The organism is Roseovarius sp. TE539 (genome assembly GCF_003298505.1).
GTDB lineage: Bacteria > Pseudomonadota > Alphaproteobacteria > Rhodobacterales > Rhodobacteraceae > Roseovarius.
Map to the genome: position 1 here is coordinate 255,453 of NZ_QNGB01000001.1, position 15,232 is coordinate 270,684.

Consider the following 15,232-nt stretch of genomic DNA (forward strand, 5'->3'; position numbering starts at 1 on the left):
GATCAGGCGGGCAATGGGCGATCCATGGCCGCTGCAACCTTAAGGATCATCATTCGCGCTCCGCCCGGAAGGTCCCTGAGAAGAATGCGAATCGTCTGATCCCCGCTTGCCGTATCGTTCCAGTCCCGAAGGTCACGGGCGGTTCCCTCGATCAGCGTCGGCTCCAGTTTCGTCCAGGTCAAGGCATCCGGAAAACGGGATTTGCAAACGGCCAGCAAATCGGCCGTGCTCATGTCCGCGAAGCTGGACTCCGGGTCGATGTGCAGATGCTCCATCGCAGCCTTGTTGCAGAATGCAAGGATGCCGTCGGGACCGAATATCGTCACCGGGTCCGGAAGAGCATCCAGCGCCGCCTGCCGCAGATCGAGCTGGGACCGGAACCGGCGCGCCAGATGAACCTCGGCGGTGATATCCTCAAAAAGGAACGCGATCGCGCCGTCGGGGTGTGGTCTTCCGGTGATCCGGTAGGTCAGGTCGTCCGGCAGTGTCCAGGTTTCCTCGTAGAGCCCGTCCGACGCGCGTTCGGTGACCTCGTTGACATGTGATTTCCAGTCGGCGTAATTGCGGGGCTCCGGCATCACCTGCTGATCGCGCAGACGGTCGAAGAACCCCATGAGATGCGGGCGGTTGCTCAGGAATTCCGCGGGCAAGGATGTCAGGTCCACCAACGCGGGGTTGAACAGGACAAGCTGCCTGTTGCGGTCGAACACGGCGAGGCCCGTGGACAGATGGGCAAATGTCTTTGCGAGGGTCTGAACGAAATCCCGTTGTGCGGATTCGGCCCTTATCAGAGCCGATATATCGTGCGCATGCCCGATAATGGCATTCTCTTCAGTGCTGGTTGTGACGGTATAGGATCGGGTGGTACCGTTCACCCGCTGTTCATGCTGCTCTTCCCGGCAGTCTGCCGTGGCAAGCGCATGTCTCAGGGCATCGCGGTCCCCGTCGGCCAGATGGCCGAAGGCGGCGTTGTGCCACAAGAGCGTACCGTCCCGGTCGGTTTTCAGAACGGGAGCGGGCGCTTGTTCCAGAATTCTCCGAAAATTGTCCGCCATCTGCCTCAGACGCAGGATTTCGTGTCGTGTTGCCGGATCGCGGACCTGGGGATCCACCAGGACAAGCCTCGTGTCGTTGCCTTTCCGGCTCAGGCAAAGCGTGGCACTGTCCCCGGGTGAACATGACAGGAACCTGTGTTCCCCACCTTCGGGTATCCCGGTCGGACACTCGGGCAATCCGGGAAATCGCGCGGCAAACCACGCGCGGATCTCCGACCAGCTGGTCAAGGGGCAATCCGTGTCCTCAGGGATCCCGGCATGATGGTCTGCCAGGAACCCGTCATGGAACAGGAATTCGCAGAGCGAGTCCGCGTCCGGGTCAGGGGCCGTGACGGGTTTCGCATCCTCCCGCAGCCGCCTGCCAATGAGCCAGAGGACAATTGCCGAAACCGGAAGCGAAAGCGCCAGTAGTCCGGCAGCGGAGATTGCGGAGATCGGGATCATCGACCGGGCAACGGCAAAATCGAAACCATGACCCCGAGCATGAAGGGATTTTGTTAAGAGTTGGTTAACAAGGGATCAGGAAGATACCGCCGGACCGCCGTCCCGAACGCTTGACGCGGTCGAATCCGAGGTTTCGATGGCGGCGCGTGGCAAGGTAACTTCGACAAAGGCACCGGTTCTTTCGGAATGGCTCTTGCGGTTACGGAAAGAGTCCGCACCGTTGGCAAATGTCAGGTCGGCCCCCATCCTTTCCAGAAGCGTCTTGGCGATGAACAAGCCCAGACCCATTCCTTCGTAATCGGGTCTGCGCGTGTCGGTGCGCCCGGTACGGCGACGCATGAACGGGTCTCCGATACGTCCCAGAAGATGGGGTGGATACCCCCTCCCGTCGTCCATGATGCGTACGGTCACGGTGTCGGCGGTCCAGCTGCTTTCGACCCAGACCCGCGAACGTGCGAAATCAACGGCATTCTGGATCAGGTTCCTGAGACCATGGATCATCTCGGGACGCCGCAGGATCGTTGGCTGTGAACGAAGGGATGCCTGCGTCGCGCCATGGTCGAATATGATGGGTTTGCCGCGCTCCAGGTGAGGTTCGGCCGCCTCCTCGATGACCGCGGTAAGGGGGGCGCTTCGCATATGCTGGTCGGTTTTGCCTGCGCGCCCCATCGTGCGCAGAATATCGCGACACCGGTCCGCCTGTTCGCGGATCAACAGCGCATCGTCCTTCAGGTCGGGCGCATCCGCAAGCTCTTCCGCCAGTTCTCCGCTTGTCAGCTTTATTGTCGCAAGCGGCGTGCCAAGCTCATGCGCTGCAGCCGCTACGACACCACCCAGATCGGTCAGTTTCTGTTCTCGCGCAAGCGCCATCTGTGTGGCCTGCAGCGCATCCGACATGGCCCGCATCTCGGACAGGATCCACCGCGAATAGACACCGAGAAAGGTGATGGCAATTACGATTGCGGCCCAGTTGCCGAACAGGAAAAGCTCCGGCATTCTCAGGATCTCGCCGGAACTGGTGCGCAGTGGCGAATAGAGCTTTGTGAGTAGGGAAACGATCAGGATCGCCGAGAGGCCCAGCATCACGGTCGAGCGTGTCGACATCGCAGAGGCCGAGACGATCACGGGTCCGACGATCAGGAACGAGAACGGATTGTGCAAACCCCCGGTCAGGTAAAGAAGCAGTGCCAGCTGAACCATGTCGAAACCCACGACAAGAAGGTTCTCCGATTCAGTCAGCCGCTTGTTTTCGGGAAAGACCGTCGATGCAACGAGGTTGCTGATGATGGAGGCACCGATAACCAGGAAACACAGCCCGGTTTCGAAGTCGAGGTCGTAGATGCGCTGCGCTATGATAAGCGCGGTCATCTGTCCGATCACCGCCCACCATCTTAAAAGGATGAGTGTACGCAGGCGGATCCATGTGCCGCGCCGGCGGGAATGGAAGAAGCCGGGTGACGTTTCTGTCATGGCAGGCTCCGAGATTGCATATTCCTTCTTCGATGTTAGATGTGACACACGATGTGAAGATTGCCCAGCCAAGCAGGAACAGGCCAATGAATCGGATAATCACCATCTCGGCGGTGGCAGCCATTGCAGCCGGGCTTCTGGGCGTCTACGTGTTCACCACGTCCAGCAGCGGCGATGACCGGTACGCGCACTGCCGCAACGGAAGCGTGGCGGGTGGCGCAAGCCAGATCGGCGGGCCTTTCACCTTGGTGGATGAAACCGGGAAAACCGTCACTGATAAGGACGTTCTGGACCAACCGGCGCTGATCTACTTCGGTTATACCTTCTGCCCCGATGTCTGCCCGCTCGACGTGGCCCGCAATGCCGCAGCTGTAGACGTACTCGAAGAAAGGGGGGAGATCGTGAAACCCGTTTTCATTTCAGTGGATCCGGCCCGGGACACACCTGAAGTGGTGGACGATTTCACGGCGAACATGCACCCGCGCATGCTGGGGCTCACCGGATCCGAGGAACAGGTGCGAAGCGCGAGCCGCGCTTACCGGACCTTCTATCAGGCGCAGGAGCCGCCCGATGGTGACGAGGAATTCTATCTCGTTGATCACTCGACATTCACCTACCTTACACTGCCCGGCGATGGGTTCGTGGAGTTCTTTCGCCGTGACATCGGGCCAGAACAACTGGCGGACAGGGTTGGGTGCTTTCTGGATGCACGGCCCTGACCTGCGAAGGTTTGACGCAGGCATACTGTCAGGATAGAACCACCGCTACGCGATCGCGCCGAACGGGAGGAAAGAGATGACCGCCAAGGATGTGGATCTCGGCGAGGACAGGTCTCTGCTCTTGCTCGACGACGACGAACAGTTTCTGAAACGGCTGGCCAAGGCCATGGAAAAACGTGGCTTCGCAGTGGAGACCGCGGAATCTGTCGCGGCCGGATCAGCGATCGCCACGGCGCGCCCGCCGGCGTACGCGGTTTGCGATCTTCGTCTCGAGGATGGAAACGGGCTCGATGTGGTCGAGATCATCCGCGAAAAGCGGCCCGATAGCCGCATCGTGGTTCTGACCGGGTATGGCGCGATTGCCACGGCAGTGGCGGCGGTCAAGATCGGGGCAACGGATTACCTTTCCAAGCCCGCGGATGCCAAGGACATCACCGATGCCCTCCTTGCGCAAGACGACGGATTTCCGCCGCCACCGGAAAACCCGATGAGCGCTGACAGGGTGCGCTGGGAGCATATCCAGCGGGTCTATGAACTGTGTGACCGGAACGTGAGTGAAACCGCCCGGCGGCTCAACATGCACCGGCGCACGTTGCAACGCATCCTCGCGAAACGCTCCCCGCGCTGAGGGCGGCATGTGGGCACTCGTACGCGGCGCGCATGGCCACCGCGGGATTCCGGGCTCTGCCGGACATTCCTTCAGAGGTACAGGCGCTTGCTGATCCTGTCGATGACTGTGCCATCGCCAAGCCGGGTGCCGGGATCGCGGGCGTATTCCAGAAATCCCAGACTTCGATAATAGGCGAGTCCGCCCGCATTGTCGGCCCGGATGGTCGCATTGATCCAGGCATACCCAATGGCACGGGCGGCGGGCCTGCTGGCCTCGAAGAGGCGGGTACCGATGCCGAGCCCCGTTCGCCCGATGCGCACGAAACTCGCGATATCGCAGGCCATCAGCGGCAAATCGGGATGTGGTTCAACGAATTGGACGCCGAGAAGCATGCCGTTGTCGTCCTCCGCCACATGCCAGGCCGCCTGTGCGCCGCCACGCACCATCCAGGCCGTGATCATGTCGCCGGTGACCGGCGCAGTGTGGGCGGTGGTGCCGCCGCGGGTGATGATCGGATTGAGAAACGCGGTGATGGGCCGGGCATCGCACGGGCGGGCACGCCTTACACCTATCATGCCATTTGCCCCATCAGCTTCGCGTGGCGGGCGACAAAATCCCCGCGGACCTCCATCGGTGGACGCAACCGGATCGACAGGTCTTCGGTAAGGGCGGGGTCCGGGCAACCGAAGAACCGGGAAGCTTCCGCCTTGGTGAATCCGGCGATGGCGGTGGCCTCCATCCAGGCGCTGATCCGGTCTGCCCTTTTGATCTGTCGCTTGACAGTGACGGGAAGAGCAGCGGGCAGACCGAAGCGGATGTGAATGGCCGTCGACAGACGCTCGTCCAGTTCGTCATAGCCGGGGCCGACCGCCGCCTTGACGGGGCTGATCATGTCACCGATCACGTATTCCGGTGCGTCGTGCAACAGCGCGGCAAGCCGCCATTTCGCCGGGGCGTTCGGCTTGATCCGGCCATAAAGCCGGTCGACCAGCAGGGAATGCTCGGCCACGGAATAGGGAAAATCGCCAATCGTCTGGCCGTTCCACCGCGCCACGAAACTGAGACCGTGCGCGATATCCTCGATCTCTATATCAACCGGGGTCGGATCAAGAAGATCGAGCCTGCGGCCCGAAAGCATCTTTTGCCAGGCGCGGGGCTGAGCCATTTCTCCTCACGGGTCTTCTCGGAATTGATCTTCACTGTTAGCCTCACGACCTGCGGATTGCAAAGAGTCCAGAATCGCTGACAGAAGCGGCGTACCGTCCTGCGCCACGAGGAAATTATAACCCTTGTAAGGGTCTTTTTTCAGGGTTCGCAGCTGTGCGGTCGAAGTTATCTCCATCGGCGTTTTCCCGATCGACCAAAGGCGAAATCCACCGCGTGACAGAAGCCAGGCGCTGGGTTCGCAGGTGGGATCACCGCCGTGATCCTCGTATATGAAGACAGCGCCATCCGCAAAGGCGCGTGCTGCACCGTCGAACGCAGCCACTTCCGCACCCTCCACATCAAGTTTGATCAGTGCGGCTGTTCCTTCCGGAACAAGATCATCAACAGAGACGGTTTCGACGATTTCAGACCTATCTGTGCCATCTTTCGCCTCTTCGCTCAGTCGCGCGGAGGCATGGCTGAGTTCCGGTGTCACAAAGCGCAGTTGCCGTCTGCTGCACGCATGGACAGCGGCCCGATGCAGTGCAACCCGGGCAAGGCAATCGGTATTCTCCTGCAAACGGCGAAAGGTTTTCTTCCCGGCCTCGACCGCGATGACCCTTTGAAACAGCTTGGCGGCCTTCAGGGTCCAGAACCCGGTATTGGCGCCAAGATCGACGAAACAGTCGGTGTGCGGTTCAGCGGCGGCCATCACCCTGGCAATTTCTGGCTCATAAGGGGGGCCGCGCAACGCAAATCGCGTCCAATAGCCGTCAGCCAGCCGGACACGAAACGGGGCCGCGCCGCCAATATCGACAATAACCGCGTTCTCGGGATCGAAGAACCGCCCCAGCCCGCGGGCGAACCGACCATAAAGCCCGCGCGTCATCGCCAGCCTGAAAAGCGCCATCAGCACGCGGTATTGAAGATGTGCGCCACGCCCTGCGAAGGCCGGTTTCCGCTTCTGGTTCATGCCCTGGGGTCCGCTTGGAGTACCTCGATTTCACCTATCCGGTTGTCGGGATGCGCGCAAACACCAAGACGCAATCCTCCCGATCCGCCGACAGGACGCCCTTTGGCGCCGGGATTAACCCGGCACCAAGTGCCGCGGCGGACAACGCCCGCGCATCCCGCATTGCCCGCCGCGCATACCGGTGCTATCTGCCATTCCAAAAGGTGACATCAAGGAGCCGCCGGCATGGCAAAAGACTACGTGATCAAGGATATCGAACTTGCGGCATTCGGGCGCAAGGAACTGGATATCGCCGAAACCGAGATGCCGGGGCTGATGGCCCTGCGCGAGGAATACGGCGCGCAGAAGCCGCTTGCCGGCGCCCGCATCGCCGGAAGCCTGCACATGACGATTCAGACCGCCGTGCTGATCGAAACACTGGTGGCGTTGGGTGCGGACGTACGCTGGGCCTCGTGCAACATCTTCTCGACCCAGGATCACGCAGCCGCGGCGATCGCCGAAGGCGGGACACCCGTGTTTGCAATAAAGGGCGAGACACTGGAGGAATACTGGGACTATTGCGATCGCATCTTCCAGTTCGAGGAGGGCGGGGCCAACATGATCCTCGACGACGGCGGCGACGCGACCCTTTATGTCCTGATCGGCGCCCGTGTGGAGGAAGGGGAGGAAGAATTGATCGCCGCCCCGACCAGCGAGGAGGAAGAGGCGCTGTTCGCGCAGATCCGCAAGCGCATGACGGAAAGCCCCGGTTGGTTCGTAAAGCAGCGTCACATGATCAAGGGCGTGTCCGAAGAAACCACCACGGGCGTTCATCGACTCTACAAGATGATGGAGAAAGGGCACCTGCCCTTCCCGGCGATCAACGTCAATGACAGCGTGACGAAGTCGAAGTTCGACAACAAGTACGGCTGCAAGGAAAGCCTGGTCGACGGTATCCGCCGTGCAACTGATACGATGATGGCCGGCAAGGTGGCGCTGGTCTGCGGGTATGGCGATGTCGGAAAGGGCTCGGCGGCCTCCTTGCGCGGTGCCGGTGCCCGCGTGAAAGTGACCGAAGTCGACCCGATTTGCGCATTGCAGGCGGCGATGGACGGGTTCGAGGTGGTCCTGCTGGAAGACGTGCTGTCGTCAGCCGATATCTTCATCACCACCACGGGCAACCGTGACGTGATCCGCATCGAGCACATGCGCGAGATGAAGGATATGGCGATCGTGGGCAATATCGGCCATTTCGACAACGAGATCCAGGTTGCGAACCTGAAAAATCACAAATGGACCAACATCAAGGACCAGGTGGACATGATCGAGATGCCTTCGGGCAACCGTATCATTCTTTTGTCGGAGGGGCGCCTTCTCAATCTCGGCAATGCCACCGGCCATCCCAGCTTCGTGATGAGCGCAAGTTTTACCAACCAGGTCCTCGCCCAGATCGAGCTTTGGACGAAGGGGGATGATTACGACAATGATGTCTACATCCTGCCCAAGCACCTTGATGAAAAGGTCGCGCGCCTGCATCTGGGCCGTATCGGTGTCAGGCTCACCGAACTTCGGCCCGACCAGGCCGATTATATCGGCGTGAAGACCGAGGGGCCCTTCAAGCCCGAGCATTACCGGTACTGACAAGCCCGTGCTTGGTGGCGCGCTTCACGACTTTTCCGCCGCGGCGTGCAGGTGCTGCTCGCCGCGGGCGCGGGCCAGGGCGATCTGTTTCTGGCGTTCGCGAAAGCGGGCCTTGTCGGCCGCGGACGTCTCATCCATGCAGTGCCGGCATGACACTCCTTCCTCGTAGTCGCGGCGCCTGAGATCCTCGGGCGCCAGCGGCCGTCGACAGGCGTGGCACAGACTGTGAGGCCCTTCGCGAAGGCCGTGTTCCACGGACACACGCCCGTCGAAGACAAAGCACGATCCCTGCCATGTGCTCTTCTCCGCCGGAACCTCCTCGAGATATTTCAGGATACCGCCCCTGAGGTGGTAAACATCCTCCACCCCTTGGCCGAGCAGGTAATTGGTGGATTTCTCGCAGCGGATGCCACCGGTGCAGAACATCGCGATTCGCTTGTTGTGAAACCGGTGTCGGTTCGCTTCCCACCATGCGGGAAAATCGCGGAAAGAGGCTGTTTCAGGGTCTATTGCGCCCTCGAAAGTCCCGATGGCGACCTCGTAATCGTTGCGGGTATCGATCACCGCGACATCGGGGCTGCGGATCAGGTCATTCCAGTCGATGGGGTCCACGTAATGGCCGGTCGCGGCGCGCGGATCCACCTCGGGCCGGCCCATGGTCACGATCTCTGTCTTGAGGCGCACCTTGAGGCGGGCGAAGGGCGCTGCGCTGCTTTGGCTTTTCTTGTGCTCCAGTGCCGCGCAACCGGGCAGGGCGCGAATATGCGCCAGCACCTTTTCAATGGCATTTGCCGACCCCGCCACGGTGCCGTTGATCCCCTCCCGTGCCAGAAGAAGGGTGCCGGTTACGTCCTCGGCCCGGCACAGATCAAGAAGGGGCCCCCGGATTGCTCCGGGATCCTCGAAGCGGCAGAAATGGTAAAGTGCGGCGATCGTGTACATTGGCCAGCCAGATAAGGCCTCCGAGGCGCCCGGGCAATAGGGCAATGTGCTGGAGTCAGGCGTCCGGCTTAACCGGTGCCCTTCGAAACCGTCACCCCGGTGGGAACGCCGTCGATCCCGTAGACTTCGACGCGGATATACTTGGTGGTGCCTGACAAGACCCTGTCCGCCACGTATTCCGATCCGGGCACGATCCGGCACGCCCCCGGGATTTTCGAGCGCATTTCGTACGTGCCGAAGAAAGGATCACCCTCGTCTTGGGGATGGCGTATCCCGAACAGGTGAAAATTGGCCCTGTCCTGCTGCACGATGGCACAGAAATTCCACAGGCGCTGCCCGCTGGAATTGTGCATGTCCTCCGGACCGATGGTGGTGAAATACTGCCCCGCATTGACGCGTGTGCCCGCGCCGCTTACCCATGGGCCAAAGGAGGCGCCGCATGACCGAAGCCCTGATCGTGATCGACATGCAGAACGATTTCTGCCCCGGTGGCGCGTTGGAGGTGCCCGAGGGAGATGTGATTGTGGCCGGAATCAACGCGCTGATGGCGGAGTTTCCGGCCGTTATACTGACCCAGGACTGGCATCCGGCCGGGCATTCCAGTTTCGCATCGAGCCACACGGGGCGGGCGCCCTTCGAAATGACGGAGATGCCCTACGGGCCGCAGATACTGTGGCCGGATCATTGTGTTCAAGGCAGTCGGGGGGCGGAATTCCATCCCGAGTTGAACACCGATCGTGCCGACCTGATCGTGCGCAAGGGGTATGACCCGGCTGTCGACAGCTATTCGGCGCTTTTCGAGAATGATCACGAAACCCCCACCGGCCTTGACGGATACCTGCGTGACCGCGGGTTGGAGAGATTGACGATGGTCGGACTGGCCACGGATTTCTGTGTCGGCTTTTCGGCCCAGGATGCGGCGGACAACGGTTACGAAGTGACACTGCGCTCGGATCTGTGTCGGGCGATCAACCTTGATGGCTCGTTGGATGCTGCGCTGGAGGCGATGCGTGCCAAGGGCGTTCGGATCAGTTGAACCTGCCTGTCCCGACCAGCCTTGCAAACACCACCCGGCCAAGGGCACAGCCAAGAGCCGCCCCGGCGCCGTCGGCCACCAGGTCACCCCAGGAGCGGGTCCTTCCGGTGAACGGCTGGAGCAGTTCGATCGCTCCGCCATAAGTCACGGCGGCGATGAAGATCCAGGGCACATGCCGCGGATGCACGGAAGCCACGGGTAAAACAAGGATGGCAAAGCCAAGGAAATGATTGAGCTTGTCGTTGGCCATGACCGGTCCGGTGGCGGGCATCGGGATGAAGCCCAGAACCGCGATGCAAAGGGCGATGGTCAGAGTCATGGCAAGCCCCGCGCGTTGCTTGATCCGTTCAGTCATGTTCATCCGGTCAAGACCCCTCGTGACGTTCTTCAGCCGATCCCGCGATTTGGCGCACAACAATTCCGGACATGCAAGGAACCGCGGTGCCGACCAACCGACCGGCAAGGATTCGCGGGCCGTGATAGGACAAGGGCGCGCGGGCCTCGCCAAACCGGACGATTCTGACTATAGGACTTCGGGCAATGGCCGGATGAAACCCGCGCAGGATCGAGAGGGCAACATGAACGTCAGGATATTCGGAACGGACGGGATTCGCGGGACCGCCAACACATATCCGATGACGGCTGAAATGGCTCTGCGGATCGGTGCGGCCGCGGGCCGGCATTTTCGTCGTGACGGTGATAACGGGCATCGCGTGGTGATCGGCAAGGACACCCGCCGGTCCGGGTACATGCTCGAGAATGCCCTGACGGCGGGCCTGACCTCCACGGGCATGAACGTCCTTCTTCTCGGCCCGGTTCCGACCCCGGCGGTGGGTTTCCTGACCCGTTCGATGCGCGCCGATCTCGGGATCATGATCTCGGCCAGCCACAATCCGCATGACGATAACGGAATCAAGTTTTTCGGACCCGATGGATTCAAGCTGAGCGATGCCGATGAGCTTCAGATCGAGAATATACTGTCTGGTGACATCGTGCCGGTGCAACCCGCCAATATAGGACGGGCGCGCCGCATCGAACATGGTGAGGGGCGATATGCGGAATATGCCAAGACGACCTTTCCGCGCAACCGGCGCCTCAGCGGTGTGAAGGTCGTCGTCGACTGTGCCAACGGGGCTGCCTACCGTGCCGCCCCCGAAGTTCTTTGGGAACTGGGTGCGGAGGTGGTGCCGATGGGCGTGGAACCGGATGGCTACAACATCAACCGCGGATGCGGCTCAACCCGGCCCGAGGCCGCAGCGGCGCTTGTCTGTGACACTGGTGCGGACCTGGGCATATGCCTTGACGGAGACGCCGACAGAATCATCCTGATCGACGAGAAGGGGCAGATTGCCGATGGTGATCAGATCATGGCCCTTTTTGCCGGTATCTGGGCGGACGCTGGTAAACTGGCCCATGGAACCCTGGTGACGACGGTAATGTCCAACCTTGGTCTTGAACGTCACGTCGAGGCGCGCGGTCTGAAGCTGGAACGAACCCCGGTGGGGGACAGGCACGTGGTGGAACGTATGCGCCGGGGCGGTTTCAACCTCGGCGGGGAGCAGTCCGGCCATATCGTCATGACCGATTACGCCACAACCGGCGACGGGTTGATCGCCGGATTGCAGTTTCTTGCCGCGATGACCGGCGCCGACCGGCCCGCCAGCGAGCTGATGCGTAATTTCACGCCCGTGCCGCAATTGCTGGAAAACGTGCGTTTCGCCGCGGGGTCCGCCCCGCTCGAGTCTGCCCATGTCAGCACCGTGATCGCGGAACAGGAACGCCGCCTGTCGGGCTGCGGACGACTCCTGATCCGGAAATCCGGGACGGAGCCGTTGATCCGGGTGATGGCGGAATGCGAGGATGAGGCACTTCTGAATGCCGCGGTTTCGGCGATTTCCGAAGCGGTTCGGTCTGTCTCGGGGATTGTCCCGGAAGGCTCTTGAGGTGGCGGTATCCGGCGGCGCTTCCACGGGCGGTGAAAATCGCATTCTCGTGGTATGCTTCGGAAACATTTGCAGATCACCGTTGGGCGAACGTCTGCTTCGAGCAGCCTTGCCCACTGCAACCGTGAGCTCCGCGGGCATCGCCGCGCTGATTGGCCGTGGACCGAACGAGACGACAGCGTGCGTCGCGGCGGCACGGGGTGTGTCGCTTGCCGACCATGTGGCGCGGCAGTTCACATCTTCGATGGGCGCCGGGCAGGATCTTGTTCTGGTGATGGAGCCGTGGCACCGGCGGACGATCATTGCGGACGCGCCGCAATTGCAGGGACGCGTCATGCTTTTCGATCACTGGACCGGCGCGCGGGCCATCCCGGACCCGTATCGCAGACCCGGGTCGGTTCACGCTGCTGTCTTCGACATGCTGATCCAGGGCGCGGATGCCTGGGCGTCACGGATCGGCCAAGGGATATCAGGCCCTGATGCCTAACGCCTGGCGTCCCAACTGAGCGATGCGTGACGGCGCGTGTAGAATTCGCCCATCAGGCCGATGACGATCATCACCACCCCGACGGTGAGCGGATACTCGATCGAACTGTTGCGCGGGAAATAATTGATGAACACGAAGCCACGACATTGGTCGATGGCGTGAAAAAGCGGGTTCCAGTCGAACATCGCGAGAATATATCCGGGCATCATGTTGGCCACGAACATCTTGCCCGAGGCGATCATGTTGGCGCGCTGGTAGATCTGCGTGAATGTCGAGACGAAATTGGGAAACCACGGCTTGATCGACAACAGGACGAGGCCGAGCGCCACCGCGGTGAACCATGCAAGGAGGAGCATTCCGAAGGCCGGTACGGGCTCGTGGATGTCAAATTCCTTGAAGCCCACATGGTAGACGAAGAGGATCAGCAAAAGGCTCAAGACCTGAATGTAGAGAGCCCCGAGCGCCGCGGCCGAGACCGATATGATCGGGTTCATCGGCGCGTGCTTCATCATCGGAGATGCCGGCCCTGCCGCGCCCACGACCGCGCCAAGCGTCTTGATGTGAGTCAGGAAAAGGAAAATTCCCGACATGATGTAAAGCAGGAAATCCCCGCGCAGCGCCGCCGAGCGCAAGCCGATAATGTTGAACATGACATAGAAGGCCAGGACGAAAATCACCGCCTGAAGGATGTTGAGCCCTATGGCAATGATGGCATTGCCGTGGCCCTTGCGAACGTCACGGACGATCGAATGATAGACCAGTTCGGCCATCACGATGGCGGAATGCAGGCTTGATCTGGGTTTTACCTGTTGAAACATAGCCCTGTCGCGCCCGCCCTTGCCTGAATTCTGATACGGAATTCTTGCCGATCCTTTAAGCAGACATCATAAGGCACCGAGTGAAATGCATCAACAGGCGGCACCACGGCCGCGGGGAGCCCGGATTTGGACTATGAAACGCTTGTACCGGTGATGCGTCGCCTCGCCATCGAGGCGGGTGCACGGATCATGGAAATCTATCGTTCGGATGATTTCGACGTGAGCCTGAAATCCGATGACAGCCCCGTGACCGTGGCCGATGAGGCCGCCGATGCGTTGATTTCGGACGGGCTTGTTGCCGCCTTTCCCGGCGTGGCGCTGGTGACAGAGGAACAGGCTCAGTCCCATGCCGTAAACGCGGCGGATTTCCTGATCGTCGATCCTCTGGACGGTACCAAGGAATTCGTGCAGCGCCGCGGCGATTTCACGGTCAATATCGCCTGGGTCGAGGCGGGCGTGCCCCGCCGTGGCGTTGTCTATGCCCCGGCACGCGATCGGATGTTCTACACTCTGCCCGATGGTACGGCGGTGGAGGAAACGGGGCCTTTCGATCCGGATACCCCGGGCCTGACGAGGCCCTTGCACGTCTCGGAACCGGACAACTCCGCGCTGATGGTGGTGGCCAGCAAATCGCACCGCGATCAGGTGACCGAGGATTACATCGGCAAGTACGCCGTCAAGGACATGAAGAGTGCCGGTTCGTCCTTGAAGTTCTGCCTTGTCGCGTCGGGGGAGGCGGACCTTTATCCACGTCTGGGCCGGACGATGGAATGGGATACCGCCGCCGGCGATGCGGTGTTGCGCGGGGCCGGTGGCGTGGTGGTGCGCCATGATGATCACGCGCCGCTCGGCTACGGCAAGCCGGGCTATGAAAACCCTTTCTTCATCGCCTGCGCACCCGGCGTGGCGCTGAAGCGGGCGGGCTGAATGGGAGTTCTGATCGTCATACCCGCGCGCTATGCCTCTTCACGTTATCCGGGAAAGCCGCTGGCGATGCTGACCGGTGCAGGCGGGGCGGCCCGCAGCCTGATCCAGCGCTCGTGGGAGGCGGCACAACAGGTGCGCGGGGCCGACAGGGTGGTCGTGGCCACGGATGACGGGCGCATCAGGGACGCGGCCGAGGGTTTCGGCGCCGAGGTGGTCATGACGTCGCCCGACTGCGCGAACGGTACGGAACGCTGCGCCCAGGCGCATGAGGCGCTCAGCCGGGCCTATGACATCGTGGTCAACCTCCAGGGAGATGCGCCGCTGACCCCGCCGTGGTTCGTCGAGGATCTCGTTGCCGGGCTCGCGGCCGACGCCTCCGCCGAGGTGGCAACACCGGTGCTGCGCTGCGACGGCCGGGCGCTGAACGGGTTTCTCGAGGATCGCGCCCAAGGCCGTGTCGGCGGCACGACAGCGGTTTTCGGCAACCGGCGCCACGCGCTCTATTTCTCGAAGGAAGTGGTGCCTTACACCGGCCAGAGCTTCGCGCCCGATGCCGCGACACCGGTTTTCCATCATGTCGGTGTCTATGCCTACCGTCCCGGCGCGCTGTCGGCCTATCCCGATCTTGCCCCCGGGCCGTTGGAGATGCTTGAGGGGCTGGAGCAGCTCCGGTTTCTCGAACACGGGCGCGCGGTGCTCTGCGTGAAAGTGGCGGCGCGTGACAGGCAATTCTGGGAACTCAACAACCCCGAGGACATTGCGCGTCTCGAGGCTATGATGCGCGAGATGGGCATGGCCTAGGCGGCGTCTGCATTTAGGGGATTCCCAAATCGGTTCTCGTTTGATTCAAGATCAAAAACGGGAGGCGATCTTGAGCAGACGGACTTTGACAGACAGGCAGTGGGCGATCATCGAACCTTTGGTTCCTGGCAAGGAAGGTGATCGCGGGCGGACCGGGGCGGACAACCGGCTTTTCCTTGATGCGATCTTGTGGCTGGCGCGGGGAGCCTCGCCGTGGCGCGATCTGCCGCCCGAATTGGGC

18 protein-coding genes are annotated in these 15,232 nt (G+C 61.5%); 9 read left to right on the forward strand and 9 right to left on the reverse strand.

Features of this window, described 5'->3' with window-relative positions:
- Positions 1–2: 2 nt before the first annotated feature.
- Positions 3–1,499, reverse strand: a complete 1,497-nt coding sequence (locus tag DQW77_RS01250; protein WP_113256336.1) for a PAS-domain containing protein — start codon at positions 1,497–1,499, stop codon at positions 3–5.
- A gap of 75 nt (positions 1,500–1,574) precedes the next feature.
- The gene (gene regB, locus DQW77_RS01255) at positions 1,575–2,969 is read right to left on the reverse strand and encodes a sensor histidine kinase RegB (RefSeq protein ID WP_113256337.1); all 1,395 of its coding nucleotides are present in this window, start codon (positions 2,967–2,969) and stop codon (positions 1,575–1,577) included.
- 86 nt (positions 2,970–3,055) lie between these two features.
- Between regB and DQW77_RS01260 the strand changes: the two genes are divergently transcribed.
- Together DQW77_RS01260 and DQW77_RS01265 are read left to right on the forward strand one after the other, a co-directional pair.
- Positions 3,056–3,688, forward strand: coding sequence for an SCO family protein (locus DQW77_RS01260; RefSeq protein ID WP_113256338.1), 633 nt, complete (start codon positions 3,056–3,058; stop codon positions 3,686–3,688).
- 76 nt (positions 3,689–3,764) lie between these two features.
- Positions 3,765–4,316: an ActR/PrrA/RegA family redox response regulator transcription factor gene (locus DQW77_RS01265; RefSeq protein WP_113256339.1), complete on the forward strand. Its 552-nt coding sequence runs from the start codon at positions 3,765–3,767 to the stop codon at positions 4,314–4,316.
- A gap of 71 nt (positions 4,317–4,387) precedes the next feature.
- Here DQW77_RS01265 and DQW77_RS01270 read toward each other — a convergent pair whose 3' ends face one another.
- The 3 genes from DQW77_RS01270 to DQW77_RS01280 are packed head-to-tail and all read right to left on the reverse strand — an operon-like array spanning position 4,388 to position 6,417.
- The gene (locus DQW77_RS01270; RefSeq protein ID WP_113256340.1) at positions 4,388–4,873 is read right to left on the reverse strand and encodes a GNAT family N-acetyltransferase; all 486 of its coding nucleotides are present in this window, start codon (positions 4,871–4,873) and stop codon (positions 4,388–4,390) included.
- On the reverse strand, positions 4,870–5,463 hold the full coding sequence (locus tag DQW77_RS01275) for an HD domain-containing protein (protein WP_113256341.1): 594 nt from the start codon (positions 5,461–5,463) through the stop codon (positions 4,870–4,872). The genes DQW77_RS01270 and DQW77_RS01275 overlap by 4 nt, the downstream gene beginning before the upstream one ends.
- Positions 5,464–5,469: 6 nt before the next feature.
- Complete coding sequence (locus DQW77_RS01280) at positions 5,470–6,417, reverse strand: FkbM family methyltransferase (RefSeq protein ID WP_113256342.1); 948 nt, start codon at positions 6,415–6,417, stop codon at positions 5,470–5,472.
- A gap of 225 nt (positions 6,418–6,642) precedes the next feature.
- Between DQW77_RS01280 and ahcY the strand changes: the two genes are divergently transcribed.
- A complete protein-coding gene (gene ahcY / locus DQW77_RS01285; RefSeq protein ID WP_113256343.1) occupies positions 6,643–8,037 on the forward strand; it encodes an adenosylhomocysteinase in 1,395 nt (464 codons plus the stop codon).
- Between the two features lie 24 nt (positions 8,038–8,061).
- On the opposite strand, the gene DQW77_RS01290 is transcribed toward ahcY, so the two are convergent.
- Positions 8,062–8,979, reverse strand: coding sequence for a rhodanese-related sulfurtransferase (locus DQW77_RS01290; protein ID WP_113256344.1), 918 nt, complete (start codon positions 8,977–8,979; stop codon positions 8,062–8,064).
- A 68-nt stretch (positions 8,980–9,047) separates the two neighbouring features.
- On the reverse strand, positions 9,048–9,332 hold the full coding sequence (locus DQW77_RS01295) for a hypothetical protein (protein WP_181711169.1): 285 nt from the start codon (positions 9,330–9,332) through the stop codon (positions 9,048–9,050).
- Between the two features lie 86 nt (positions 9,333–9,418).
- Between DQW77_RS01295 and pncA the strand changes: the two genes are divergently transcribed.
- A complete protein-coding gene (pncA, locus tag DQW77_RS01300; RefSeq protein ID WP_113256388.1) occupies positions 9,419–10,015 on the forward strand; it encodes a bifunctional nicotinamidase/pyrazinamidase in 597 nt (198 codons plus the stop codon).
- Here the strand turns inward: pncA and DQW77_RS01305 are convergent.
- Positions 10,008–10,370, reverse strand: a complete 363-nt coding sequence (locus DQW77_RS01305) for a VanZ family protein (protein ID WP_113256345.1) — start codon at positions 10,368–10,370, stop codon at positions 10,008–10,010. The two genes, pncA and DQW77_RS01305, sit on opposite strands and share 8 nt — an antisense overlap.
- A gap of 223 nt (positions 10,371–10,593) precedes the next feature.
- Between DQW77_RS01305 and glmM the strand changes: the two genes are divergently transcribed.
- Positions 10,594–11,958 carry a phosphoglucosamine mutase gene (glmM, locus tag DQW77_RS01310; protein ID WP_113256389.1) on the forward strand — a complete coding sequence of 455 codons (1,365 nt, stop codon included), beginning with the start codon at positions 10,594–10,596 and terminating at the stop codon, positions 11,956–11,958.
- A gap of 49 nt (positions 11,959–12,007) precedes the next feature.
- On the forward strand, positions 12,008–12,445 hold the full coding sequence (locus DQW77_RS01315) for a low molecular weight phosphotyrosine protein phosphatase (RefSeq protein WP_309301302.1): 438 nt from the start codon (positions 12,008–12,010) through the stop codon (positions 12,443–12,445).
- On the opposite strand, the gene DQW77_RS01320 is transcribed toward DQW77_RS01315, so the two are convergent.
- Positions 12,442–13,263, reverse strand: coding sequence for an ABC transporter permease (locus DQW77_RS01320; protein ID WP_113256347.1), 822 nt, complete (start codon positions 13,261–13,263; stop codon positions 12,442–12,444). The two genes, DQW77_RS01315 and DQW77_RS01320, sit on opposite strands and share 4 nt — an antisense overlap.
- 126 nt (positions 13,264–13,389) lie before the next feature.
- Here DQW77_RS01320 and cysQ point away from each other — a divergent pair, with 126 nt between their 5' ends.
- From cysQ to DQW77_RS01335, 3 genes are all read left to right on the forward strand, one after another.
- Positions 13,390–14,190, forward strand: coding sequence for a 3'(2'),5'-bisphosphate nucleotidase CysQ (cysQ, locus tag DQW77_RS01325; protein WP_113256348.1), 801 nt, complete (start codon positions 13,390–13,392; stop codon positions 14,188–14,190).
- A complete protein-coding gene (locus DQW77_RS01330; protein WP_113256349.1) occupies positions 14,191–14,991 on the forward strand; it encodes a 3-deoxy-manno-octulosonate cytidylyltransferase in 801 nt (266 codons plus the stop codon). It abuts the gene before it with no gap.
- Positions 14,992–15,076: 85 nt separating this feature from the next.
- Positions 15,077–15,232, forward strand: a 156-nt coding sequence (locus tag DQW77_RS01335; RefSeq protein ID WP_258523634.1) for a transposase, incomplete at its 3' end; no start/stop codon positions are given.